The 23,112-nt window shown below is 70.6% G+C and carries 22 protein-coding genes; 13 read left to right on the forward strand and 9 right to left on the reverse strand.

Translation table 11 applies throughout. The annotated features are described in order from the left end of the window. Window position 1 precedes the first annotated feature (1 nt). From ybeY to ACW4TU_RS31140, 7 genes are all read left to right on the forward strand, one after another. Entirely contained in the window at window positions 2-502 is a 501-nt protein-coding gene (ybeY, locus tag ACW4TU_RS31110; protein ID WP_164320078.1) for an rRNA maturation RNase YbeY, read from the forward strand. Continuing rightward, window positions 499-1,818, forward strand: a complete 1,320-nt coding sequence (locus tag ACW4TU_RS31115) for a hemolysin family protein (RefSeq protein ID WP_457418495.1) — start codon at window positions 499-501, stop codon at window positions 1,816-1,818. Before ybeY ends, ACW4TU_RS31115 begins: the two co-directional genes overlap by 4 nt. Further along, window positions 1,815-2,174 (forward strand): MmcQ/YjbR family DNA-binding protein, encoded by a 360-nt coding sequence (locus tag ACW4TU_RS31120; protein WP_457418497.1) that lies wholly within the window; start codon window positions 1,815-1,817, stop codon window positions 2,172-2,174. Before ACW4TU_RS31115 ends, ACW4TU_RS31120 begins: the two co-directional genes overlap by 4 nt. Before the next feature lie 252 nt (window positions 2,175-2,426). Continuing rightward, window positions 2,427-2,786, forward strand: coding sequence for a cytidine deaminase (locus ACW4TU_RS31125; RefSeq protein ID WP_457418499.1), 360 nt, complete (start codon window positions 2,427-2,429; stop codon window positions 2,784-2,786). A 250-nt stretch (window positions 2,787-3,036) separates the two neighbouring features. Continuing rightward, window positions 3,037-3,531: a hypothetical protein gene (locus ACW4TU_RS31130; protein ID WP_457418501.1), complete on the forward strand. Its 495-nt coding sequence runs from the start codon at window positions 3,037-3,039 to the stop codon at window positions 3,529-3,531. 240 nt (window positions 3,532-3,771) lie between these two features. Next, window positions 3,772-5,103 carry a WxL domain-containing protein gene (locus ACW4TU_RS31135; protein ID WP_457430411.1) on the forward strand — a complete coding sequence of 444 codons (1,332 nt, stop codon included), beginning with the start codon at window positions 3,772-3,774 and terminating at the stop codon, window positions 5,101-5,103. 147 nt (window positions 5,104-5,250) lie between these two features. After that, the gene (locus ACW4TU_RS31140) at window positions 5,251-6,294 is read left to right on the forward strand and encodes a WxL protein peptidoglycan domain-containing protein (RefSeq protein WP_457418503.1); all 1,044 of its coding nucleotides are present in this window, start codon (window positions 5,251-5,253) and stop codon (window positions 6,292-6,294) included. Here the strand turns inward: ACW4TU_RS31140 and ACW4TU_RS31145 are convergent. Beyond that, window positions 6,188-6,526 carry a P-II family nitrogen regulator gene (locus ACW4TU_RS31145; protein ID WP_457418505.1) on the reverse strand — a complete coding sequence of 113 codons (339 nt, stop codon included), beginning with the start codon at window positions 6,524-6,526 and terminating at the stop codon, window positions 6,188-6,190. The genes ACW4TU_RS31140 and ACW4TU_RS31145 overlap by 107 nt on opposite strands. Continuing rightward, the gene (locus ACW4TU_RS31150) at window positions 6,523-7,851 is read right to left on the reverse strand and encodes an ammonium transporter (RefSeq protein ID WP_457430413.1); all 1,329 of its coding nucleotides are present in this window, start codon (window positions 7,849-7,851) and stop codon (window positions 6,523-6,525) included. Before ACW4TU_RS31150 ends, ACW4TU_RS31145 begins: the two co-directional genes overlap by 4 nt. A gap of 272 nt (window positions 7,852-8,123) precedes the next feature. Here ACW4TU_RS31150 and era point away from each other — a divergent pair, with 272 nt between their 5' ends. Together era and ACW4TU_RS31160 are read left to right on the forward strand one after the other, a co-directional pair. Continuing rightward, a complete protein-coding gene (era, locus tag ACW4TU_RS31155) occupies window positions 8,124-9,107 on the forward strand; it encodes a GTPase Era (protein ID WP_457418507.1) in 984 nt (327 codons plus the stop codon). 173 nt (window positions 9,108-9,280) lie between these two features. Next, window positions 9,281-10,198 (forward strand): aminoglycoside phosphotransferase family protein, encoded by a 918-nt coding sequence (locus ACW4TU_RS31160; protein WP_457418509.1) that lies wholly within the window; start codon window positions 9,281-9,283, stop codon window positions 10,196-10,198. A 185-nt stretch (window positions 10,199-10,383) separates the two neighbouring features. Here the strand turns inward: ACW4TU_RS31160 and ACW4TU_RS31165 are convergent, their stop codons facing one another. Further along, window positions 10,384-11,232 carry a helix-turn-helix transcriptional regulator gene (locus ACW4TU_RS31165; RefSeq protein WP_457418511.1) on the reverse strand — a complete coding sequence of 283 codons (849 nt, stop codon included), beginning with the start codon at window positions 11,230-11,232 and terminating at the stop codon, window positions 10,384-10,386. 122 nt (window positions 11,233-11,354) lie between these two features. Here ACW4TU_RS31165 and ACW4TU_RS31170 point away from each other — a divergent pair, with 122 nt between their 5' ends. Further along, window positions 11,355-12,209, forward strand: a complete 855-nt coding sequence (locus ACW4TU_RS31170) for an NAD-dependent epimerase/dehydratase family protein (RefSeq protein WP_457418513.1) — start codon at window positions 11,355-11,357, stop codon at window positions 12,207-12,209. A gap of 31 nt (window positions 12,210-12,240) precedes the next feature. Here ACW4TU_RS31170 and ACW4TU_RS31175 read toward each other — a convergent pair whose 3' ends face one another. The 4 genes from ACW4TU_RS31175 to ACW4TU_RS31190 all read right to left on the reverse strand — a co-directional run bounded on the left by ACW4TU_RS31175 (window position 12,241) and on the right by ACW4TU_RS31190 (window position 16,370). Beyond that, complete coding sequence (locus tag ACW4TU_RS31175) at window positions 12,241-13,497, reverse strand: MFS transporter (protein WP_457418515.1); 1,257 nt, start codon at window positions 13,495-13,497, stop codon at window positions 12,241-12,243. Window positions 13,498-13,499: 2 nt separating this feature from the next. After that, entirely contained in the window at window positions 13,500-14,840 is a 1,341-nt protein-coding gene (locus ACW4TU_RS31180; RefSeq protein ID WP_457418517.1) for a GH1 family beta-glucosidase, read from the reverse strand. Window positions 14,841-14,919: 79 nt separating this feature from the next. Then, window positions 14,920-15,186 (reverse strand): protealysin inhibitor emfourin, encoded by a 267-nt coding sequence (locus ACW4TU_RS31185; RefSeq protein WP_457418519.1) that lies wholly within the window; start codon window positions 15,184-15,186, stop codon window positions 14,920-14,922. A 101-nt stretch (window positions 15,187-15,287) separates the two neighbouring features. Continuing rightward, a complete protein-coding gene (locus ACW4TU_RS31190) occupies window positions 15,288-16,370 on the reverse strand; it encodes a M4 family metallopeptidase (protein ID WP_457418521.1) in 1,083 nt (360 codons plus the stop codon). A 391-nt stretch (window positions 16,371-16,761) separates the two neighbouring features. On the opposite strand from ACW4TU_RS31190, the gene leuA reads away from it, so the two are divergent. The 3 genes from leuA to ACW4TU_RS31205 all read left to right on the forward strand — a co-directional run bounded on the left by leuA (window position 16,762) and on the right by ACW4TU_RS31205 (window position 20,991). Then, the gene (gene leuA, locus ACW4TU_RS31195) at window positions 16,762-18,492 is read left to right on the forward strand and encodes a 2-isopropylmalate synthase (protein WP_457418523.1); all 1,731 of its coding nucleotides are present in this window, start codon (window positions 16,762-16,764) and stop codon (window positions 18,490-18,492) included. Window positions 18,493-18,713: 221 nt separating this feature from the next. Then, complete coding sequence (locus ACW4TU_RS31200) at window positions 18,714-19,418, forward strand: tellurite resistance TerB family protein (RefSeq protein ID WP_457418525.1); 705 nt, start codon at window positions 18,714-18,716, stop codon at window positions 19,416-19,418. 349 nt (window positions 19,419-19,767) lie between these two features. After that, window positions 19,768-20,991 (forward strand): sialidase family protein, encoded by a 1,224-nt coding sequence (locus ACW4TU_RS31205; RefSeq protein WP_457418527.1) that lies wholly within the window; start codon window positions 19,768-19,770, stop codon window positions 20,989-20,991. Between the two features lie 63 nt (window positions 20,992-21,054). On the opposite strand, the gene ACW4TU_RS31210 is transcribed toward ACW4TU_RS31205, so the two are convergent. Together ACW4TU_RS31210 and ACW4TU_RS31215 are read right to left on the reverse strand one after the other, a co-directional pair. Further along, window positions 21,055-21,990 (reverse strand): dihydrodipicolinate synthase family protein, encoded by a 936-nt coding sequence (locus ACW4TU_RS31210; RefSeq protein ID WP_457418529.1) that lies wholly within the window; start codon window positions 21,988-21,990, stop codon window positions 21,055-21,057. Beyond that, entirely contained in the window at window positions 21,990-23,078 is a 1,089-nt protein-coding gene (locus tag ACW4TU_RS31215; RefSeq protein ID WP_457430415.1) for an oligopeptide/dipeptide ABC transporter ATP-binding protein, read from the reverse strand. The genes ACW4TU_RS31210 and ACW4TU_RS31215 overlap by 1 nt, the downstream gene beginning before the upstream one ends. Between the last annotated feature and the right edge of the window lie 34 nt (window positions 23,079-23,112).

A 23,112-nucleotide genomic window follows, 5' to 3' on the forward strand; every position in this document is an offset into this window, starting at 1 on the left:
CATGTCGATCGACGTCAACAACGAGTCCGGAACCGAGGTCGACGAGCAGGCGATCCTCGACATCGCCCGCTACGCGCTCGCGCGGATGCGCATCCACCCGCTCTCCGAGCTCTCGGTGATCGCCGTGGACGCCGACGCCATGGAGCAGTTGCACATCCAGTGGATGGACCTGCCCGGTCCGACGGACGTCATGTCCTTCCCGATGGACGAGCTGCGCCCGCCGTCGAAGGACGACGACGAGCCGCCGCAGGGGCTTCTCGGTGACATCGTGCTCTGTCCCGAAGTCGCCGAGAAGCAGGGCAAGGAGGCCGAGACGCAGCACTCCATGGACGAGGAACTCCAGCTCCTCACCGTCCACGGCGTGCTGCACCTCCTCGGTTACGACCACGAGGAGCCGGACGAGAAGGCCGAGATGTTCGGCCTGCAGGCCGCCATCGTCGACGGCTGGCGCGGCGAACGGGGGATGACGGGTCCGTCGCCCGCCCCGACGGTCTCGTCATGACCCCCCAACTCGTCACCGGTGCCATAGCGCTGGTCGTCGTCGCCTGGCTCGCCGCCTGCGCGGAGGCGGGCCTCGCGCGCGTCTCCAGCTTCCGCGCCGAGGAAGCGGTACGCGGTGGCCGGCGCGGCAGTGCCAAGCTCGCGCAGATCGCCGCCGACCCGACCCGCTATCTGAACGTGGCCCTGCTGGTGCGCGTGGTCTGCGAGATGGCCGCCGCCGCGCTCGTCACGTACGCCTGCCTGCAGGAGTTCGACCGGACCTGGCAGGCCCTCGCCGTCGCCATCGGCGTGATGGTGCTCGTCTCGTATGTCGCCGTCGGGGTCTCGCCGCGCACGATCGGGCGTCAGCACCCCCTCAACACGGCCACGGCAGCCGCGTACGTCCTGCTGCCGCTCGCCCGCGTCATGGGGCCGATCCCCTACCTCCTCATCCTCATCGGCAACGCCCTCACCCCCGGCAAGGGCTTCCGGCGCGGCCCGTTCGCCTCCGAGGCGGAACTGCGCGCGCTGGTCGACCTGGCCGAGAAGGAGTCCCTGATCGAGGACGACGAGCGCCGCATGGTGCACTCCGTCTTCGAGCTGGGCGACACCCTCGTACGCGAGGTCATGGTGCCGCGTACGGATCTGGTCGTCATCGAGCGGTACAAGACGATCCGGCAGGCGCTCACCCTTGCGCTGCGCTCCGGGTTCTCGCGCATACCGGTCACCGGGGAGAGCGAGGACGACGTCGTCGGGATCGTGTACCTGAAGGACCTCGTCCGCAAGACGCACATCAGCCGGGACGCGGAGAGCGAGCTGGTGTCGAGCGCCATGCGGCCCGCCGCCTTCGTACCCGACACGAAGAACGCCGGCGACCTGCTGCGCGAGATGCAGCGCGACCGCAACCACGTGGCCGTCGTCATCGACGAGTACGGCGGCACGGCCGGCATCGTGACCATCGAGGACATCCTGGAGGAGATCGTCGGCGAGATCACCGACGAGTACGACCGCGAACTCCCGCCCGTGGAGGAGCTGGGCGACGAGCGTCACCGCGTCACGGCCCGCCTCGACATCACCGACCTCGGCGAGCTGTACGGCCTGGAGGAGTACGACGACGAGGACGTCGAGACGGTGGGCGGGCTGCTGGCGAAGGCGCTGGGCCGCGTACCTATCGCCGGGGCCTCGGCCGTCGTCGAACTGCCCGACGGGCGCGGACTGCGGCTCACGGCGGAGGCAGCGGCCGGTCGCCGGAACAAGATCGTGACGGTGCTCGTCGAGCCGACCGACCACGCCGTGGCACCGGAGGACGAGAAGGAGAAAGAGAGGAACGGCGGGTGACTCCGCAGGAACTGCGTGCCTTCTGTCTGTCCTTCAACGCGGCCGTGGAGGACTTTCCGTTCAGCCCGGGGATCTCGGTCTTCAAGGTGCTGGGCAAGATGTTCGCCCTGTCCTGGACGGACAACCTGCCCCTGAGGGTCAACCTGAAGTGCGTCCCGGAGGACGCGATCCGGCTGCGCGCCGATCACCCGGGGATGATCAACCCGGGGTACCACATGAACAAACGGCACTGGAACACGGTGACGGTGGACGGGGAGTTGCCCGACCAGCTCGTACGGGAGCTGATCGAGGACTCGTACGACCTGGTGGTGGCCGGTCTGCCGCGCGCGGAGCGGTTGCGGCTCGACCGGCCCTGACAGGCCCTAGTACGGCAGGATGCGGCCCGAGGGCGTCCTGCGGTCGATGGGGAGGTCGCGGGGCGAAGGAGCGCTGGGCCGACGAATGACGCGGATGCGGGTCTGGCGGTTCATAACGCCTCCTCATGGCTCGCGGTTCCTGGGTCATGCCCTGATCGCCCGTACCTGATACCTGTTCTTGTGTGACTTCCTTGTGTCATGAAGCCCCAGGCGGCCTCAGCAGGGGACAAACCGCGTAAGTATGCTCATGGCATGACCGACAGCAACGCGCCCGACCTCGATCCCGAGGACCGCAAGATCGTCACCCTGGCCCGCTCCGCCCGGGCCCGCAACGGCGTCCCCGAGGGGGCAGCCGTACGGGACGAGACCGGACGTACGTATGTCGCCGGCACGGTCGACCTCGACTCGCTGAAGCTGAGCGCGCTGCAGACGGCGGTGGCCATGGCGGTGGCGTCAGGGGCGAAGTCGCTGGAGGCGGCGGCGGTCGTGACCGGCGCCGAGGGCGTATCGGCGGGCGACCTGGCCGTCGTACGGGATCTGGGTGGGCCCGCGACCCCGGTGCACGTGGCCGCGCCGGACGGCGTGGTACGGGTGACGGTGTCCGCCGGGTGAAGTGAGCCGGGGCGCCCGGGGGAGGGTCGGTCTTCGGCCACTTTCGTGGCGCCCCGGAAGAACTCGCAGAGCGTCTCTTGCAATCGCGAGCAACCCACGCCTCAATGGAACCCGCTCTTCCGACGGACCGTCAGATTCCACCGCGCGGCGCCCCGCACCCGCCTCGCGGCTGACCGCACCCGGCCGCCGTACCCCCCACATCGCAATTCCCCACATGGCAATTCCCGTACCAGGGAAGGGAATCCGATCGATGACAAGCACGACAGTACGCCGGCCTGCGCGCAGGCGGCTCGGTATCGGTGCGGTACTCGCGGCGGGCTCACTCGCCGTCGCCGGTCTGGCCTTCGCGCCGGCCGCCGCGGCCGTCACCCCCACCACCGCGACCATCACCTACGGCTGCGGTCTGTTCGGTGGCGGTTCGACCACTCTCACCGCCGTACAGAACGGCACCTCGGCCACGATCACCGTCAGCTCGAACATCAGCGCCCCGCTCCCTCTCGCCGCCGACTCGATCGCCTCCACGCTGACCCTGGCGAAGGCCTCCGGCGGTACCACGGCCTTCACCGGCACCAAGAACCCGGCCACGGCCACCGGTGCCACGGTCACCGTCGGCCCGCTGAGCGGCACCGTCGCCTCCGGCGACAGCCTCGAAGCGGGCGGCGGCACTCTCAAGATGGTGCTCTTCGGCATCACCGTGACCTGTACCCCGACCGGAAACCAGTCACCGGGACCGTTCGTCTTCTAGTGACGGCCCGCCCTCCGCACCACCTCAGGTGAAACGGCCGACGTCGCCCGCTCCACGGCGGCGTCGGCCTTTGCCACCGCGAACTGATGGGTCGTCAGGTAACTTGCTGTGATTCCGCGTTATTACGTCGGATTGCATTGACTTCTCACACAGCCTGCACATCAATGGCCCCCTGTCGGCGCAGATGAGCCGCTGCGCCCGCATCCCTCAGAGGGGGCAACCATGGCCAACACGGCATCCATGGGTTCGACCGGTCGAAGACGACGACGCCTGGCCGCGCTGCTCGGGGCGACCGCGCTGGCGGTCACCACGGGCGGTGCGCTGGCCGTCCCGGCCGGAGCAGTCGCCACGGCGTCCGCCGCCGTGGACTTCGCCACGCACTGCGTACCGCCGCCGATCGCGGGCCTTCCGCCGATCGACGGCACCACCACCGCGCAGATCACGGTGGACAACACCACGCCCAAGGTCGGCGACACCGTCACCGTGAAGTACACGGTGGTCAAGCCGGCCGCGAGCAATCCCACCGATCTCGCGCTGCCCGCCGACATCATGACGCCCACCGGAAAGGTCACCCTGGGCGGAGCGCAGACCGGCGACTTCACCGTCGCGGGGCCCAAGAAGAACGACCCCGTGCCCGGCAAGGGAGCGTTCCCGTCCTTCGAGATGACCGGCACCTTCACGGTCACCGCGCCCGGCGCGATCACCCTCTCGCCCGGCGACTACAACATCCACACCAGCTACATCCTTGAGCTGGACACCCCGTGCACGGTCCTCACCCCGCCCGCGCCCGTCTCCGAGACGGTCACGGCGACTGACGGGACCCAGACCAACACCCGTGCCATCACGCTGGGTTCGGCCTCCGGGGCGCCCGGGGCCAACGTCACCGTCAACGGCGCCAACTTCACCGCCGGTGCCACGGTCACACTCGCCGGCCGGTCCGGGGCCACCCAGACCGGCGACACCGCGACCGTGACCGCCGACTCCCAGGGCGCCTTCAGCGGCACCCTCGCCGTCAGCGACAAGACGACGACCGGGGTCGTGGCGTACGAGGGCAGTTCGTGGAGCGACAGCAAGGGCGCCGGTCCGGCCGCCTACGTCGTCATCGACGACACGCCCATTCCCGACAACAGCCAGAAGCTCACCACCACCGTCAAGGCCGGTGACCTGTCCATGACCCAGGCCGGGGACGCCGTCCAGCTGAAGACGGTCGACTTCGGCAAGGGCGGGCCCTCCACGGGCTCGCTGCGGACAGTGACCGTCAAGGACTTCCGCGGCGGACCCGCGGGCTGGTCCCTGACAGGCAAGGTCACCGACTTCACCGGACCCGGCGCCAAGATCGATGCCGGCAAGCTCAGTTGGACCCCGGCCTGCGCGACCAAGGCCGGAAGTCCCAGCACCTGCCAGCCCGGTTCCCCCGGTGTGGTGGGCGGGACGGGGGCCACCCTGGCCTCCGCACCCGACGGCACGGTCACCGGCGGTGAGTTCACCGTCGACGCCGGACTCTCGCTGGACGTACCGGCGTTCACCCCGCCGGGTTCCTACTCCGGCGTACTCACCCTCACCCTCACCTGAGCGACGACCATCCGGACAACGCCCAGCCGAACACGCTCATCCGAACAACCCGCACGTGAACCACCAGCACCTGAACGGCCGTTCGTCATCCGGTGGCCGGGCGCGCACCCGCCCGCCCACCTACCTCGTCCGTGGGGGTCCGCACCCATGCGTAAGCCGTACGTCCTTCTCGCGCTCCCCCTGTTGCTGCTGGCGGCGCTCGGCACGTCACTCCTGACGTCCGCCCCCGCCCGGGCCGCCGACAACGGCAGCTGGTCGGTCTTCCCCATCGCCTCCGCCGTGGCCCAGCGCCCGTACTTCTATCTCTCCGCCGATCCCGGTACGACGGTCCAGGACAAGGTCACCGTCGCCAACAAGACCGGCGAGCCGCTCACCTTCCGGCTGTACGCGGCCGACGCCTACAACACCGTCCGCGACGGCGGGTTCGCGGTACGCACCCTCAAGGAGAAACAGCGCGGCGTCGGCGCCTGGGCGCGGCCCGCGAAGTCCCGGGTCACCGTGCCCCCGCACAGGTCGGTCACCGTCCCCTTCACCCTCCGGGTGCCCGAACGGGCCGAACCCGGCGACCACGTGGGCGCGTTGGTCGCCCTCGACGAACGGATCGACGCGGGCGACGGCTCACTGGCACTCGGGGTGCAGCGGGCGGTCGGGGCACGGATCTATCTGCGGGTGAACGGGCCCGCCGTCTCCGCCATCGCCGTCGAGCGGGTCCGGATCAGCCACCACCAGCCCCTCGTACCCGGCATCGGCGACAGCACCGCCACGATCTCCTACACCCTCCACAACACCGGGAACGTCACCCTCGACCCCCGGGTGGAGGTGCGGGCACAGGGCCTGTTCGGCCGTACGCTGCTCGCCCGCGACCTCACCAGGATCCCCTCCGAGCTGCTGCCCGGCCAACGGGTCCGGCTCACCGAACCCTGGCAGGACGCACCCCAACTCGACTGGGGTGACGTCACGTTGACGGCGTCCGCCAAGGACACCCGGGAGTCGGCGAGCGTGTCCTTCTTCGCGCTTCCGTGGCTCATGGCGGTGGTCGTCGTGGTGTTCGGCGCGGTGGGGTCCGTACTGGGGGTCAGATGGTTCAGAGCGCGTCAGGACCGCGCTCGCCCGTCCGAACCCGCACCACCGTCTCCACCGGAAGAGCCCACACCTTCCCGTCCCCGATCTTCCCCGTCCGCGCGGCCCTGACGATCGCCTCGATGGCGGTCTCGGCGTCCGCGTCGTCGACGACGACCTCGATACGGACCTTGGGGACGAGGTCGACCTGGTACTCGGCGCCGCGGTACACCTCGGTGTGCCCGCGCTGACGCCCGTACCCGCTGGCCTCGGTCACGGTCAGACCGTGCACGCCGACTTCCTGGAGCGCGGTCTTGACCTCGTCGAGGCGGTACGGCTTGACGATCGCGGTGATGAGCTTCATGCCTGGCTCTTGACCTTCTGCGCGGAGGAGTGGGAGGCGTGGGAGGAGGTGACGGCGGACGAGACCAGGGCGCCCTGGCCCAGGACGCCGTGATCGTATGCCGTCTCGGCGTGCACCGTAAGGTCGAGGCCGGTGTGCTCCTCGTCCTCGCTCGCCCGGAACCCCATGATCCGGTCGATCACCTTCCCGATGCCGTACGTGACGGCGAAGGCGTACGCGCCGACGGCCACCACGGCGACCGCCTGCCTGCCGAGCTGCCCGAGCCCGCCTCCGTACAGCAGCCCCTCGGCCCCGCCGGTCATCGACCCGGTGGCGAAGACGCCGATCAGCAGGGTGCCGATCACTCCGCCGACCAGGTGGACGCCGACGACGTCGAGCGAGTCGTCGTATCCGAACCTGAACTTCCATCCGACGGCGTACGAGCAGACGACACCGGCGACGAGCCCCACGACCAGCGCGCCGAGCAGCGATACCGACCCGCAGGAGGGCGTGACGGCCACCAGACCGGCGACCGCGCCGGAGGCCGCGCCCAGGGTCGTGGCGTGGCCGTCGCGGCGCTGCTCGACGAAGAGCCAGCCCAGGAGTCCGGTGCAGCCGGCGGTGAGGGTGTTCAGGAAGACGGCGGCGGCCAGCCCGTTGGCGCCGAGCGCGGACCCGGCGTTGAACCCGAACCAGCCGAACCAGAGCAGACCGGCGCCCAGCACCACCATCGGCAGGTTGTGCGGCCGCATGGCTTCTTTCCGGAACCCGAGGCGCGGGCCGAGGACCAGGCAGAGGGCGAGCCCGGAGGCGCCGGAGGTGATCTCGACGGGCAGGCCGCCGGCGAAGTCGAGGGCGCCGAGATGCTCGAGAATCCAGCCGCCCGGGCCCCACACCCAGTGGGCGACGGGAACGTATACGAGCAGCGCCCACACGGGCACGAAGACCAGCCACGCCCCGAACTTCGCCCGGTCGGCGACCGCGCCGCTGACCAGGGCGGCGGTGATGATCGCGAAGGTGAGCTGGAAGGTGGCGAAGAGGAGGGTGGGGACAGTGCCCCGGACACTGCCGGGGCCGATCCCCGACATGCCCGCGTGCTCCAGTCCGCCGAGCAGCCCGCCGCCGATGTCGTCCCCGAGGGCGAGGGAGTAGCCGGCGGCCAGCCACACCACCGTGACCAGGGCGATCGACACGAAACTCATCATCAGCATGTTGAGCACGCTCTTCGTACGGACCATGCCGCCGTAGAAGAGGGCCAGCCCCGGGGTCATGAGGAGCACGAGGGCGGTGGCGGCGAGCAGCCAGGCGGTGTCGCCGGTGTCGATCCGGGCAGCGGCCAGGTTCACGGTGGTCTCGGGGGGCACGGCGTCTCCGGTCTCTCCAACGGGGGCGGGGGCTCGTCAGAGGGTCACGGGTGTGCGTTTCGCATTTCGTACGGGGGTGTTTCCGGCGCGTTTCGTGTTGCGGGGGAGTTTCCGGAAGCTCACGGAGATCCGGTGAAGGGGTGTCGTGGTGCTGCCGAAGGGTCGTCGAATGGGCCGTCGATGAGCTGTCGAAGGGCGACTGGAGAGCCCTGGCGGGGGCTCGGCGTGCGATGGGTCTCCATGGATCAGGGACAATGGGCGCCATGAGTGTTCGTACCCCGTCATCCGAGCCGACCGAGCCGACCGTCCCGTCGGAGGGATCGGCCGCGCACCGCGCCGGCTTCGCCTGCTTCGTGGGCCGCCCCAACGCGGGCAAGTCCACCCTCACGAACGCTCTGGTCGGCCAGAAGGTGGCGATCACCGCGGACCAGCCGCAGACGACGCGGCACACCGTACGGGGCATCGTGCACCGCCCGGACGCGCAGCTGATCCTGGTCGACACCCCGGGGCTGCACAAGCCGCGCACGCTGCTGGGCGAACGCCTGAACGACGTGGTGCGGACGACGTGGGCCGAGGTGGACGTCATCGGGTTCTGCCTCCCGGCGAACGAGAAGCTCGGCCCCGGCGACCGCTTCATCGCGAAGGAACTGGCGGCGATCAAGAAGACGCCGAAGATCGCGATCGTGACGAAGACCGACCTGGTCGAGGGCAGGGTGCTGGCCGAGCAGCTCATCGCGATCGACCAGCTCGGCCGGGAGCTCGGGTTCGAGTGGGCGGAGATCGTGCCCGTCTCGGCGGTCGCCGACCAACAGGTGGACCTGCTGGCCGACCTGCTCGTCCCGCTGCTGCCCGAGGGCCCGCCGCTCTACCCGGAGGGTGACCTCACGGACGAGCCGGAGCAGGTCATGATCGCGGAGCTGATCCGGGAGGCCGCGCTGGAGGGCGTACGCGACGAGCTCCCCCACTCGATCGCGGTCGTGGTCGAGGAGATGATCCCCCGCGAGGACCGCCCCGCCGACAAGCCGCTCCTCGACATCCACGCGTTCGTCTACATCGAGCGGCCCAGCCAGAAGGGCATCATCATCGGCCCGAAGGGCAAGCGCCTGAAGGACGTCGGCATCAAGAGCCGCAAGCAGATCGAGGCGCTGCTGGGTACGCCGGTCTTCCTCGACCTCCACGTGAAGGTCGCGAAGGACTGGCAGCGGGATCCCCGTCAGCTGCGGAAGCTGGGGTTCTGAGGGGTTTTCTTTCCCACCCACCCACCCGTTTCCAGCCTGTTTGCCGGGCACCCTCGCATTCCTCGGTGCCGGCCCGCGTTTCCAGCGCGCCGGGAAGACGTCCGCGCACTCTTGCAACCCCCTGTGCCGGCCGGCAACGGCGCGCGCCCTCCGCCGGACTACCGTGGATCCGCATGACCCACTCCGAGATCGAGATCACCGCGGAGCTGGTCCGGGACCTGCTGCGTGACCAGCATCCGGACCTCGCCGATCGCCCTTTGCGGCTCGGTGCGCGCGGCTGGGACAACCAGCTGTGGCGGCTCGGCGCCGACCTCGCAGTCCGGCTGCCCTGGGCGACGCTGTCCGCGGACGAGCTGTTGCGCAAGGAGTACGCCTGGCTGCCGGCGCTCGCCCCGGCCCTTCCCCTGCCGGTCCCCGTCCCGCAGCGCCTCGGCGAGCCCTCCGAGCGGTTTCCGCGGCCCTGGATCGTCACCACCTGGGTGCCCGGAACGCCCGCCGACCGCGCCCCTGCCACGCGCGCCGCGGAGGCGGCCGACACCCTGGCCGCGTTTCTGACCGCCCTTCACCGGCCTGCCCCCGAAGGGGCGCCGCTGGGCCGCGGCCGTGGCGGGCCGCTGACCGACTACGCCGAGCAGTTCCCCCAACAGTTGGCCTCGGCCGCCGAGTCGGGGTTGATCCCCGACCCGGACGCCGTCCACACCGTCTGGGCGGACGCCCTCGCCGCGCCCGCCTGGACGGGGCCGGCGAGGTGGCTGCACGGCGACCTGCATCCGGCCAACCTCCTCACCACGGACGGCACCTTCTGCGGCGTGATCGACTTCGGCGATCTCTGCGCCGGCGATCCGGCCTGCGATCTCGCCGCCCCGTGGATCCTGCTGCCGGACGGTGCCATCGACCGCTTCCACAGCGCCTACCGCCCAGTCCCGGACCCGGCGACCCTGCGGCGCGCCCGCGGCTGGGCGGTGCTGCGCGCCCTCGGCGGCATCCTCATCGGCGAGGCAGGCGTCCAGGGCCGCCCCGGAGGCAAACCCACCTGGGGCCCACCCGCACAGGCCGCACTGGGACGCCTTGCCGCGACGGCCGGCCACTGACCCGCCCCACTCGCCTCGCCTCGGTCCGCTCCGCTCCGCCCGGCTCCGCCCGTTCCGTCCCGTCCCGCCTCGGTCCGTTCCGTTCCGCCCGTTCCGTCCCGTCCCGCCTCGGTCCGTTCCGCTCCGCCCCGCTCCGCCCCGTCCGCTTCCGCTTCGTTCGTCCCGGCTTGGCTCGGCCCACCACCTCACCCGCCACGTGGCGACAGATCCTGCATCCCCACCACCCGCAGCAACCGCAGCCGTTCGTACGACTCCGTCCCCGGCCGGGCCGTGTGCACGATCAGCAGTTGGCGGTGGTCGGCGGCCAGCATGATCTCGCAGTCCAGTTCCAGCAGCCCCACCACCGGATGCGCGAACCGCTTCGTCGAAGCCCGCCGTACCGCCACCTCGTGCGACTCCCACAGGTGGGCGAACTCCGCACTCGCCGCCCGCAGTTCGGCCACCAGGGTGCCCGGCACCGGATCGTCGGGCCGGGCCGCGGCGACCGCCCGCAGGTTCGCCACATGGGAGCGCGCGTGCTCGGCGAGGTCCTCCGGCGGGAACAGGGCCCGCGCGGCCGGGTCCGTGAAGAAGCGGCGTACAAGGTTCCGCTCCCGTGGCGGACGGGCCGACACGTCGCCCGCCAACGCGCTCGCCATCGCGTTCTGCGCCAGGACCTCACCGCAGTCGGTGACCACCTGGGCGGGGGTGTCGTGCAGCCGGTCGAGGATCACCAGCAGACCCGGCCGCACATGCCCGGACCCGCTCACGCGCCGGGGCGGTTCCTCGTCCGCCAGGTGGAAGAGATGGTCCCGTTCGTCGTCGGTGAGGCGCAGGGCCCGGGCCAGGGCGGTCAGCATCTGGCGGGACGGGTGCGGGCCCCGGGACTGCTCCAGGCGCGTGTAGTAGTCCACCGACATACCGGCGAGCGCCGCCACCTCCTCGCGGCGCAGACCGGGCGTACGACGGCGGGCGCCGGGCGGGAGGCCCACCGCCGAGGGCTCCAGGCGGGCACGCCCATGGCGCAGGAAGTCGGCGAGTTCGGCTCGGTTCACCCCTCCAGGATGTCGCCGCGCGCCCGGCTTATCCAGGGACTCCTGATCCCCTGATCGACGGGTCTCTCCCGCGCTCGGCGACTCCGCCCGAGGGTGGTGGTCCCAGACCGAAGGAGAAGATCATGCTGACACTGGTGACGGGTACGACGGGACAGGTCGGCCGGCGCTTCGTGCCCAGGCTGCTGGCGCAGAGCAGGCCGGGGGAGAGGGTGCGGGTCCTGGTGCGCGACGCGGCGCGGGCGGAGCGGTTCGCCGAGCTGGGTGCCGAGGTCGTGGTCGGGGACCTGCGGGACACGGAGGCGCTCGGCAAGGCTGTGGCCGGGGTGGACGCGGTCGTGAACGTCGCGGCTTCTTTCCGCGGGGTCCCGGACGACGAGGCGCGGGCCGTCAACCGGGACGCGGCGGTGGAGCTGGGCCGCGCCGCGCTGGCCTCGGGCGTGGAGCGGTTCGTGCAGGTCAGCACGGGTCTCGTGTACGGCGCCGGACGGGGCCGTCCGTTGGTCGAGGAGGACGAGACCAGGCCCGGCGGTGTGATGTGGGGTGCGTACCCCGAGTCGAAGGCGGCGGCCGAACGGGAACTGCTCGCGCTGGAGGGCCTGGACGTACGCGTCGGCCGGCTCCCCTTCGTCTACGGCGAGGGCGACCCCCACCTCGCCCAGTCGCTGATGTGGGCCGCGCACTGGGCGGCGGCCCAGCGGCTGCAGATGGCACACCACGCGGACATCGCCCAGGGCCTGCTCCGCATCCTGCACGCCCCGGGCATCGCCGGCCGGATCTACAACATCGGCGACTACGCCCCCGTCACGGCGGTCGAACTCCACCAGCTCAACGGGGTGGAGGTCCCCGCCGAGCTCTACGAGAACACCGACCCCGACCCGTGGTTCGGGATCACCTCCACGGAACGCATCCGCAGGGAACTCGGCTACCGCCCCCTGTACCCCAGCGTCTACGCGGCCCGGGACGCCGGCGCCCTCTGACCCACCACACCCCGGACGACCCCACCGCGCCTCAGTCCACTCCCCGGATCCGCCCCACCAGCACCGCCCCAGCCAGCCCGATCACCGCCGACACCAGGAACAGCACCCGGTACCCGCCCAGATACGTCACGATCGGCGCCGCGAGGGCCGGCGCCATGACCTGGGGCAGGGCGTTGGCCACGTTGATGACGCCCAGGTCCTTGCCGCGGTCCAGCGCCGTGGGGAGGACGTCCGTCATCAGGGCGAAGTCGACCGAGGTGAAGACGCCGAAGCCGATACCGAGGACCGCCGACGCCACGATCGCCCCGGGCCAGGTCTGCCAGCCGGCCAGCATCGCCGTCGCCACCGCCATCAGCACGCCCGACCAGAGCACGAAGGGCTTGCGGCGGCACACCCGGTCCGACCAGGCCCCGCCGACGACGACGGTGGCGAGCAGCGTCACGCCGTTCACCGCCGTCAGGATCAGGACGCCCTGCTCGGGGTCGGGGTAGGCGAGGCGGTCGCGGAGGTAGTACAGGAGGTACAGCAGCACCAGCGCGTTGCTCAGGTTGATCAGGAAACGGGTCAGCCACGCCCAGCCCAGGTCCGGATAGCGGCGCGGGCTCAGCCAGAACCCGGCCAGGAAGGTCCGCCAGGACCACACCGGCAGGTCCTCGACCGCGAGCCGCAGATCCTTGTGCCGCAGCACGTACGGCAGCACGCCCAGCAGGGTGAAAGCCGCGCACGCCGCATAGCCCGCGCCCACCCCGCCCACCGCCGTCGCCAGACCCGTCCCGCCGACCACACCGAGGATCTGCGCGACACCCAACCAGCCGCCCACGGAGCCCCGTTGAAGCCGGGGGACACGGTCGGGGACGGCGGCGGTGATGGCGGCGAAGGCCGCGTTCAGGGTCAGCTGGACCAGACACCACCCCGCCACCATCGTCCACAGCCCACCCGCTCCCGCCAGCAGCAGCAACGACAGCGCACCGCCCGCCGCACCGGCCACGATCCACGGCGTACGGCGCCCCCACCTCGACGTCGTACGGTCCGACAGCGCGCCGAAGAACGGGTTCGCCGCCAGCGACACCAGGGCGCCCGCGCCCGCCACCCAGGCCAGCAGGGTCTCCTTGGACATCCCGGTGCCGGGCGCGAAGTCCTCGGCCTGGGAGGCGAGAAGGATCTGCAGCGGCCCGAACCAGCCCACCCAGATGGCTCCGTTGGCGAGCGAGAGCGAGGCTGTCCACCCTCGCCCGACCCGTTCCACCGGCTCGGCGAGCGCACCCGCCGAGCGGGACACGTCGGTCATCCTCAGTCTCTCTGCGCCCGGAGGAGGTCCTTGAACCAGCCGTACGAAGCCTTGGGCGTCCGGGTCAGAGTGGCGGGGTCCGCGAAGTCCACGTGGACCAGTCCGAACCGCCGCGCATAGCCCTCCGCCCACTCGAAGTTGTCCAGCAGCGACCACACGAAGTAGCCGCGCACATCCACGCCCGCCTCCAACGCCCGGTGCAGCGCCCGGACATGACCGTCCAGGTAGGCGATCCGGTCCTGGTCGTCGAGTCCCTCGTACGAGCAGCCGTTCTCGGTGATGACGACGGGCGGCAGCCGGTCCCCGTAACGGTCCCGGAAGGTGGTGAGCAGCTCCGTGAGGCCCTCGGGTACGACGGGCCAGCCGAAGTCCGTCACCGGGACGTCCTCGATCTCCTGGACGGAGAAGGGGAGTTCGGCCGGGATCGTCAGACCGCCGAACTCGATGTCGGCGCCCTGCGGCGCGCCCACCTTCGTCGGGGCGTAGTAGTTGACGCCGTAGAAGTCGAGCGGCTCGCTGATCACCTTCAGGTCGGCCGCCACGTCGCCCGGCATCAACTCGCCCAGGCCGTCCGGGTATTCGCCCAGGAGGATCGGGTCGGCGAACAGCCGGTTGAGGAGGAGGTCGTAGAACCCGGCCGCCTCCAGGTCCGCCAGCTCCTGCGACGCCGGCCAGGTCGGCCCGTGCGAGTTGGCGATGCCGATGTCGGTGGCACCGGTTGCGCGGAGGGCCCGTACGGCCAGGCCGTGGCCGAGGAGTTGGTGGTGGGCGGCCGGGAGCGCGTCGAACATCAGCTGCTTGCCCGGTGCGTGCGCGCCCAACGCGTGCCCGAACAGGGTGTGTTCGGCGGGCTCGTTGAGCGTGATCCACTTGTTCACGCGGTCGCCGAGCCGCTCGGCGACGACGGACACGTACTCGGCGAACCTGGACGCCGTGTCCCGCTCCAGCCAGCCACCCTTCTCCTGGAGGCTCACCGGCAGGTCCCAGTGGAAGAGGGTCGGGACGGGACGTACGCCCGCCGCGCACAGCTCGTCCACCAGCCGGTCGTAGAAGTCGAGGCCGCCGGGGGAGTTCACGCGCGGCCAGGAGACGGAGAAGCGGTACGCGTCCACGCCGAGGCCGGCCAGCAGGGCCACGTCCTCGGGATAGCGGTGGAAGTGGTCGCAGGCCACCGCCGCCGTCGAGCCGTCCTTCACACGGCCGGGCTCGGCCGTGAAGGTGTCCCACACGGACTGTTCGCGCTGGTCCGCCGCGCCCTCGATCTGGTGCGCCGAGGTGGACACGCCCCACAGGAAGCCGGCCGGGAACTGGGGTATCGGGTTGGTCGCCATGCGCCGGATCATCGGTACCGGGGGTAACGGGTGTCAACGGGCCGGGGTGACGATGCGGTCACACCCTGTCCGTCGACACCCGCGACACCCGTTATGCCCCCTCTTTCAACACCCTTGAGATCAGTTCCCGTTGCTCTTCGGTGAGCCGGGGATCGGCGCAGTACACCGTCTTCCCGTCCACCGTGATCTCGTAGCTGAATCCGTCCGGCACCCCGGCCGGCGGGGTGCCCCCGCCGGCCGCGATCGCCTGGTCGGCCAGGGTGTGCCACTCGGCGGCATCGGGCCGCCCCGAGGTGTCCACCTCGGCGCACCGCTCGATGCCCGCGAATCCGCCCGTACGTCTCACCTGAATAAGCATGGGGTCCTTGTCTGGTACGAGAACGGCTCCGGTACGAGTGACGAGTGCCCTGATGCCGGTGTCTGATGCCGGGTGCGGCCGGTACGGGCGGGCCCGTACGGCTACAGGCGGGGCCGGGGCGTGATGGGCACTCCGACCCGCTCCCACGCCTTCAGTACGGCCTGGAGTTCCTCGCCGTCGCCGTAGCGCTCCTTCGCGGTGGCGACGGTCAGCTGGGCGAAGTCGTCGAAGAACGCCTCCTTCTTCAGCTCGCCGCCGGTCAGCACGTCGTACCAGATCTGCCCGGCCCGCTCCCACGCGTTGCCGCCGAGCGCGGTGGCGACGAGGTAGAAGGCGTGGTTGGGGATACCGCTGTTGATGTGGACGCCGCCGTTGTCGCGGCCGGTGCGGACATAGCCGTCCATGGTCGCGGGCTGCGGGTCCTTGCCGAGCACGTCGTCGTCGTACGCGCTGCCCGGTTCCTTCATGGAGCGCAGGGCCGTGCCGGTGACGCTCGGGGCGAGCAGGCCCGCGCCGATCAGCCAGTCGGCCTCGGCGGCGGTCTGGCCGAGCGAGTACTGCTTGATGAGCGAGCCGAAGACGTCCGACATCGACTCGTTGAGGGCGCCGGGCTGGCCGTAGTACGTGAGGTTCGCGGTGTGCTGGGTGACGCCGTGGGTGAGTTCGTGGCCGATGACGTCGATGGCGACGGTGAAGTCGACGAAGATCTCGCCGTCGCCGTCGCCGAACACCATCTGGTTGCCGTCCCAGAAGGCGTTGTTGTAGCCCTCGTCGTAGTGGACGGTCGCGTCGAGGGGCAGGCCGTCGCCGTCGATCGAGTGGCGCCGGTAGGCCTTGAGGTAGAGGTCGAAGGTCGCGCCGAGGCCGGCGTAGGCGCGGTTGACGGTGGCGTCCTGACCGGGCTCGGAGCCCTCGGCGCGCACCTTTGTGCCGGGGAGCGTGGTGCGGTGTTCGGCGTCGTAGATCGTGCGCAGCGGCTGGTCGGAGGGCGCTTTCACGGCCGGGACGACGGCCAGGCCGAACTCGGCGGTGAGGCGGCGCTCGGTTCGTTTCTGGGCGTCGAGGAGCAGCGTGCGCAGTGCGGGGCCGGAGACGGCCGGGTCCTCGTGGCGGGCGAGTTTGTTGAGGAGGTGCGGTGGGACGATCGTGCAGAAGACGGGCTCGAAGCCCCCGTTTGTCGTCATGCCCGGCACCCTTGCATCGAGTCATACGGCTGTCACTACCCGCAACCATGATTGGTGAAATACCCGGACAAGGGGCCCATCGTTCGGTGACGGAGTGGTATGTGCCGAGTGCGTCGAGTGGCGCCGAGTCGAGACGGGGCGCCGACCGAGTGGGATGGCGCACTTTTTGCACCTTTTGCTCTCGCGCTCCCGCATACTGAGGGTCCCGCATAGTGATACAGGCCCGCGCGTCCGGCGCGGCTCGGCTACAGTGCGGAGCATCATGCGTATCGGGCTGCTCCTCCTTAGCTGCCGCGGCGAGGGCCTGTAAGTAGAGGCCGACCCCCTCCCCGCGGAGTCTGGCGTTGCGCCGTCGGCCGTCCTTCAGGACACCACGAGGAGCCCACGCATCATGGCCCACAGCGCCAATCGTCAGCAGCCCAGTTCCATGCCGATCCACAAGTACGGCCGGTACGAGCAGGTCGACATCCCCGACCGCACCTGGCCCGGAAACCGGATCACCGTCGCCCCCCGCTGGCTCTCCACCGACCTGCGCGACGGCAACCAGTCCCTGATCGACCCCATGTCCCCCGCCCGCAAGCGTGCGATGTTCGACCTGCTGGTGAAGATGGGCTACAAGGAGATCGAGGTCGGCTTCCCGGCCTCCGGGCAGACGGACTTCGACTTCGTACGGTCGATCGTCGAGGAGCCGGGCGCGATCCCGGACGACGTCACCATCTCCGTACTGACCCAGGCCCGCGAGGACCTGATCGAGCGGACCGTCGAGTCCCTGAAGGGCGCCAAGCGCGCCACGGTCCACCTGTACAACGCGACCGCCCCCGTCTTCCGCCGGGTGGTCTTCCGTGGCTCCAAGGAGCAGATCAAGCAGATCGCCGTCGACGGCACGCGGCTGGTCATGGAGTACGCCGAGAAGCACCTGGGTCCCGAGACGGAGTTCGGATACCAGTACAGCCCCGAGATCTTCACCGACACCGAGCTGGACTTCGCGCTGGAGGTCTGCGAGGCGGTCATGGACGTCTGGCAGCCCGGCCCGGGCCGCGAGATCATCCTCAACCTGCCCGCCACGGTGGAGCGTTCGACCCCGTCGACGCACGCGGACCGCTTTGAGTGGATGGGCCGCAACCTGACCCGCCGCGAGCACGTCGTCCTGTCGATCCACCCCCACAACGACCGCGGTACCGCCGTCGCCGCCGCCGAACTGGCGCTGATGGCCGGCGCCGACCGCGTCGAGGGCTGTCTGTTCGGCCAGGGCGAGCGCACCGGCAACGTCGACCTGGTCACCCTGGGCATGAACCTGTTCTCACAGGGCGTCGACCCGCAGATCGACTTCTCCGACATCGACGAGATCCGTCGTACGTGGGAGTACTGCAACCAGATGGAGGTCCACCCGCGCCACCCGTACGTGGGCGACCTGGTCTACACGTCCTTCTCCGGCTCCCACCAGGACGCCATCAAGAAGGGCTTCGACGCCATGGAGGCCGACGCCGCCGCGAAGGGCGTCACCGTCGACGACATCGAGTGGGCGGTCCCGTACCTGCCGATCGACCCGAAGGACGTCGGCCGGTCCTACGAGGCCGTCATCCGGGTCAACTCCCAGTCGGGCAAGGGCGGTATCGCGTACGTCCTGAAGAACGACCACAAGCTGGACCTGCCGCGCCGGATGCAGATCGAGTTCTCGAAGCTGATCCAGGCGAAGACGGACGCCGAGGGCGGCGAGGTCACGCCGAAGGACATCTGGACGATCTTCCGGGACGAGTACCTGCCGAACCCCGAGAACCCCTGGGGGCGGATCCAGGTCAGCACCGGCCAGTCGACCACCGACAAGGACGGCGTGGACACCCTCACCGTCGAGGCCGAGGTCGACGGCGTCGAGACCACCCTGGTGGGCACGGGCAACGGCCCGATCTCGGCGTTCTTCCACGCCCTGCAGGGTCTGGACATCGACGCCCGTCTCCTGGACTACACCGAGCACACGATGAGCGAGGGCGCCTCCGCGCAGGCCGCCTCCTACATCGAGGTCGCCATCGGCGACAAGGTCCTGTGGGGCATCGGCATCGACGCCAACACGACCCGCGCCTCGCTGAAGGCGGTCGTCTCCGCCGTCAACCGCGCGGGTCGCTGACGTCACCCGCCCGGTTGGTTTCCCGCCCCGTCCGCCCTTCGTGGCGGGCGGGGCGGCCGTCGTTTACCGGCCAAACCAAGGGCCGGTCATGGGCAGGTCTGGTCCTGGGTACTGACTACACATCAACAATGTGGCTAACATCACGCCAGCGCGGCAGTGTTGCCGGTGGGGTACCTCCCGCGCCCTGCAACAGGCAGTGGGGGAGTTACCGGAGGTGCGACGTGCTCCAAGGACGGGGACGAGACGGCCGAGTCGTGCGCGGAGGCCGGACGGCACGCGTCCTGGGCTCCCGTACGGTCTGGGCCGGTGTCGGTGACGGCGAGTTCTTCTGCCCCGGTTGCGGCGGAGACCGCAACTACCAGCGCCTGACGGGCCGTCGGCGCTACACCTTTCTCGGCGTACCGATTCTGCCGCGCGGCGAGACCGGCCCGGTCGTCGAATGCGCGGCCTGCCAGAGCCACTTCGGCACGGACGTCCTCGACCACCCCACCACGACCCGCTTCTCCGCGATGCTCCGCGACGCGGTCCACACGGTCGCCCTCGCGGTCCTCGCCGCCGGCGGCACCCAGGCCCGGCTCACCCTGGAGACGGCGGTGACCGGCGTCCGCGCGGCGGGCTTCGACGACTGTACGGAGGAGCAGCTCGCGGCCCTGGTGGACGCCCTGGCCGCCGACACGGGCCGCCTCTTCGGCCCCCCGTGCGGCCCCGGCCTCGCCATAGAGCTCCACGAGGCCCTGGACCCCCTGGCCCCCCACCTGGCCGCCCCCGGCCGCGAATCGATTCTCCTCCAGGGTGCCCGCATCGCCCTGGCCGACGGCCCGTACACCCCGGCGGAACGCGACGTCCTCGCGACGGTCGGCGCGGCGCTGACGATCTGCGGGGACGACGTGACACGGCTGCTGGCGGCGGCGCGTACGCACTCATAGGTCCTCCGCGGCCTGTCATCGGCCCGTCATTACTCTCGGGGGAGCAGTACGGCCCCCGGGTCGCCCCCGAACCCGCCCTCCCGCGCGACGGAATTCTGGTGAGCGTCAGCCAGACGTCCGGACGAACGGACGCGCAGCATGGGCGGCACACTGGACGCCGAACCGGGGGAGGGGGAGGAGCGAGGGTGGGCGTGCGGGTACGTATGTTCCGTACGTGACGCGTGTGGTGACGGTACGTCAGCGGAGTTACTGTCGCCTCCTGCCACTTTCCGGTCAGATCCTGTCGCCGTCGCAACGGCACCCCGGCACGCCCCCATGCCCCGACCCCCTCACTCCGCAAGGGAGAGCGATGACGCCCCTGAGCCGTATCCTGCTCGCCGCCACCACCGGCGCGGCCCTGATCACCGGCACCGGCATCGGCACCGACCTCACCGCGACGAAGGCCCAGGCGGCCACCCGCTCGTACTGCACCTCGTCCGTCCCGTACATCGCGGGCAAGGGCGGCTACGACACCTACCGCATCCCGGCCACCGTCACGACCCGCAAGGGCACCCTCCTGGCCTTCGCCGAGGGCAGACACAGCGGCGCGGGGGACAGCGGCAACATCGACGTGGTCCTGCGCCGCTCCACGGACGGCGGCTGCACCTGGGGCCCGCTGTCGGTGGTCGCGGCCGGGCGCGGTGACACACGGGGCAATCCGGCGCCGGTGGTGGACGAGAAGACGGGCCAGATCGTTCTGCTGACGTCGTACAACGACGGCGCGGTGACCGAGGCCCAGATCATGCGCGGCGAGGCGACGCCACAGCAAAGCCGCCGAGTCTTCGTCCAGACCAGTTCCGGCACGAACGACGGCCGCCGCTTCACGCCTCCACGCGACGTCACGGCCCAGGTGAAACTCCCCAACTGGCGCTGGTACGCGACGGGTCCGGGCCATGCGGTGTACCTGTCGAGGGGCCCGCACACGGGCAGGATCGTGATCCCGGCCAACCACTCGGTGGCCCCGCCGACTGGTTCGTCCGACACCGGCCAGGAGTCCAGGTACTACGGCGGCCACGCGATCTACAGCGACAACGCCGGCCGCACCTGGCACCTGGGCTTCGTGGACGACTCGTACGACGGCATCGAGAACGCCAACGAGACAAGCGCCGCCCAACTCCCGGACGGCAGGCTGTACTTCTCGTCCAGGGACCAGAGCGGCCTGATGCCCGGAAACCGGTTGGACTCCTACTCGAGCGACGGCGGGGAGTCCCTGGACCGCCCGTACACCGTCCAGCCCACCCTGAACGACGTCCCGATCGTGCAGGGCAGCGTGCTCCAACTGCGGGGCGGCTCGAACGCGTTGCTGTTCTCGGGGCCCTCGGAACCCACGGCGCGACGGTCGATGGCCATCTGGCGGAGCGAGGACGGCGGAGAGACGTTCACGAAGGCCCTGACGCTGTCGGACCGGAGGGCGGCCTACTCGGACCTGGTGCGGGTGGACCGGCGGATGGTGGGGGTGCTCTACGAGACGGGGACCGAGGGGACGTACGAGTCGATCGAGTTCCGGCGGTTGTTGGTGGGTGGGGTGGGCTGAGGGGGGTCCAGAGGAAAGGAGAGGGAGGGGCCGCGAAACCGCGTCCCTTCCCTCAGCCTGCCGCTACAACAACCCCGCCCCCGCCAAGAACTTCCCCACCCGCTCCACCTCGTCCTCCGACAGCGGGATCTGCGGATCGGCGGTCACCGGGCAGTCGATGACCCCCCGCAGATACAGCGCCGCCTTGAACGCCCCCAGCCCCGCCGAGCTGCCCCCCATCCGCACCGGATCGCCTGCCCCCACCATGCCGAACAGCACGCACAACCGTTCCTGCTCGGCCCGAGCCCGGCCCCAGTCGCCCGCGCGGCAGAACCGGTCCAGGCGTACGTAACCGTCGGGGTCGACGTTCGCGAGCCCCGGCACCGCCCCGTCCGCCCCCAGCGCCAGCGCCGAATCCACCAGCAGCTCGCTCCCCGTCAGGACGCTGAACCCGCCGATCCCGGGGTGTTCCCGCGCGCCCGTCACCACCGCGCGGAACGATGCCAGGTCGCCGCTCGAATCCTTCAGGCCCGCCAGGACGCCGTCCGCCGCCAGTTCCAGCACCAGACCCGGAGGCAGCTTGCTGTGGACCGATGCCGGGAGGTCGTACGCCACGACCGGGACCGGGCTGCCCGACGCCACCAGGCGGAAGTGGCGGGCGATCTCCGAGGGGTGCGTACGGGTGTAGAAGGGGGCCGTGACCACCACCGCGTCCGCGCCCGCCGCCGAGACCGACCGTACGTGGTCCAGTACCCGGGGTGTCGTCATGTCGATCGCGCCCGCCAGGACCGGCAGCGCGCCGGCGACGTGGCCCACCACCGTCTCCACCACCAGCCTGCGCTGATCGTCCGTCAGATAAGCCGCCTCCGACGACGAACCGAGCACGAACAGGCCGTCCACGCCCGCCTCCACCAGGTGGTCGACCAGCCTGACGAGCGAGCGTACGTCCACCTCGCGGTCCGGTGTCAGCGGGGTGCAGACGGGAGGGACGACACCGGTCAGCGGGGTGGGGAAGGTCATCAGGGCTCCCTGGGGTCTTTCGGGCCGTGCGGCGGTGCGGAGGGGGTGTCGGAGGCGTCGGCTACAGGGCTTTTCTGCACGTCGGGCACGGCGGCGACCGCCTGGGCGACCAGGTCACGCGTCGCCCGGCCCTCCTCCACAGGGTGGTGGCAACGGAACCGGTGTCCCGGGATTGACGCGGCCGTGAACTGCGGCATCACCTCGGCGCACACGTCCGTCGCCTTCCAGCAGCGTGTGCGGAACGGACAGCCTGAGGGTGGATGTGTTGCCGAGGGGACCGGGCCCACCAGCGGGATCGGGTCGATCGGGTCCAGCAGGCCCGGCGTCGCCGAGAACAGCGCCCGGGTGTACGGGTGACGCGCCCCGTCCGTCACCTCGTCCGCCGGGGACTCCTCCACGATCCGGCCCAGGTACATCGTGATCACCCGGTCGCTCATCCGCCGTACCGTCTGGATGTCGTGCGAGACGAAGACCAGGGCCAGGCCCAGCCGCTCCTTCAGGTCCAGGAGGAGGTTCAGGATCTGGGCTCGGACCGATACGTCCAGGGCGCTGGTCGGCTCGTCGGCCACCACCAGGTCGGGGCTCAGCGCCAACGCACGTGCGATAGCCACCCGTTGGCGTTGGCCGCCCGACAGTTGGCCCGGGAGGCCGTCCGCCAGGGCACGTGGGAGGCCTACCAGGCCCATCAACTCCCTTACCCGTTCATCCCGTTCCCTCGGTGTACCTCGCTTGTGCACGTCGAGCGGGTCGCGCAGGATCTGGCGAACCGTCAGGCGGCGGTTCAGGGCCGTCGAGGGGTCCTGGAAGATCATGCCGGTGCCCGTGCCGATGGCCGCCCTGCGCTCCGCCGGCTTCATCGTCCACAAGTCGTCGCCGCGGAACGACACTTGTCCCGACGTCGGCGGTTGTACGCCCACCAGCACCTTCGCCAGCGTCGACTTGCCGCAGCCCGACTCGCCCACCACGCCCACTGTTTCGCCGGGTGCGACCGTGAAGTCGGCGCCTGTCAGGGCGTACACGCGGTCACGGGTGAACAGGCCGCCGCTGCGGGCCTTGTGGACCACGTGCGTGTCCGACAGTTCCACCAAGGGAGTCGACACAGTCGCGGTTGCCGTACTGGTG

The organism is Streptomyces kryoterrae, from assembly GCF_054072135.1.

Excerpts from the sequence above, each read along its gene's own strand:
- ACW4TU_RS31205 (WP_457418527.1), top strand. The coding sequence starts at position 19,768 with ATGACGCCCCTGAGCCGTATCCTGCTCGCCGCCACCACCGGCGCGGCC.
- ACW4TU_RS31185 (WP_457418519.1), bottom strand. The coding sequence starts at position 15,186 with ATGCTTATTCAGGTGAGACGTACGGGCGGATTCGCGGGCATCGAGCGG.
- ACW4TU_RS31180 (WP_457418517.1), bottom strand. The coding sequence starts at position 14,840 with ATGATCCGGCGCATGGCGACCAACCCGATACCCCAGTTCCCGGCCGGC.
- ACW4TU_RS31160 (WP_457418509.1), top strand. The coding sequence starts at position 9,281 with ATGACCCACTCCGAGATCGAGATCACCGCGGAGCTGGTCCGGGACCTG.
- ACW4TU_RS31210 (WP_457418529.1), bottom strand. The coding sequence starts at position 21,990 with ATGACCTTCCCCACCCCGCTGACCGGTGTCGTCCCTCCCGTCTGCACC.
- ACW4TU_RS31175 (WP_457418515.1), bottom strand. The coding sequence starts at position 13,497 with ATGACCGACGTGTCCCGCTCGGCGGGTGCGCTCGCCGAGCCGGTGGAA.
- ACW4TU_RS31135 (WP_457430411.1), top strand. The coding sequence starts at position 3,772 with ATGGGTTCGACCGGTCGAAGACGACGACGCCTGGCCGCGCTGCTCGGG.
- ACW4TU_RS31170 (WP_457418513.1), top strand. The coding sequence starts at position 11,355 with ATGCTGACACTGGTGACGGGTACGACGGGACAGGTCGGCCGGCGCTTC.
- ACW4TU_RS31145 (WP_457418505.1), bottom strand. The coding sequence starts at position 6,526 with ATGAAGCTCATCACCGCGATCGTCAAGCCGTACCGCCTCGACGAGGTC.
- ACW4TU_RS31130 (WP_457418501.1), top strand. The coding sequence starts at position 3,037 with ATGACAAGCACGACAGTACGCCGGCCTGCGCGCAGGCGGCTCGGTATC.
- ACW4TU_RS31115 (WP_457418495.1), top strand. The coding sequence starts at position 499 with ATGACCCCCCAACTCGTCACCGGTGCCATAGCGCTGGTCGTCGTCGCC.
- leuA (WP_457418523.1), top strand. The coding sequence starts at position 16,762 with ATGGCCCACAGCGCCAATCGTCAGCAGCCCAGTTCCATGCCGATCCAC.
- era (WP_457418507.1), top strand. The coding sequence starts at position 8,124 with ATGGGCGCCATGAGTGTTCGTACCCCGTCATCCGAGCCGACCGAGCCG.
- ACW4TU_RS31190 (WP_457418521.1), bottom strand. The coding sequence starts at position 16,370 with ATGACGACAAACGGGGGCTTCGAGCCCGTCTTCTGCACGATCGTCCCA.
- ybeY (WP_164320078.1), top strand. The coding sequence starts at position 2 with ATGTCGATCGACGTCAACAACGAGTCCGGAACCGAGGTCGACGAGCAG.
- ACW4TU_RS31140 (WP_457418503.1), top strand. The coding sequence starts at position 5,251 with ATGCGTAAGCCGTACGTCCTTCTCGCGCTCCCCCTGTTGCTGCTGGCG.
- ACW4TU_RS31125 (WP_457418499.1), top strand. The coding sequence starts at position 2,427 with ATGACCGACAGCAACGCGCCCGACCTCGATCCCGAGGACCGCAAGATC.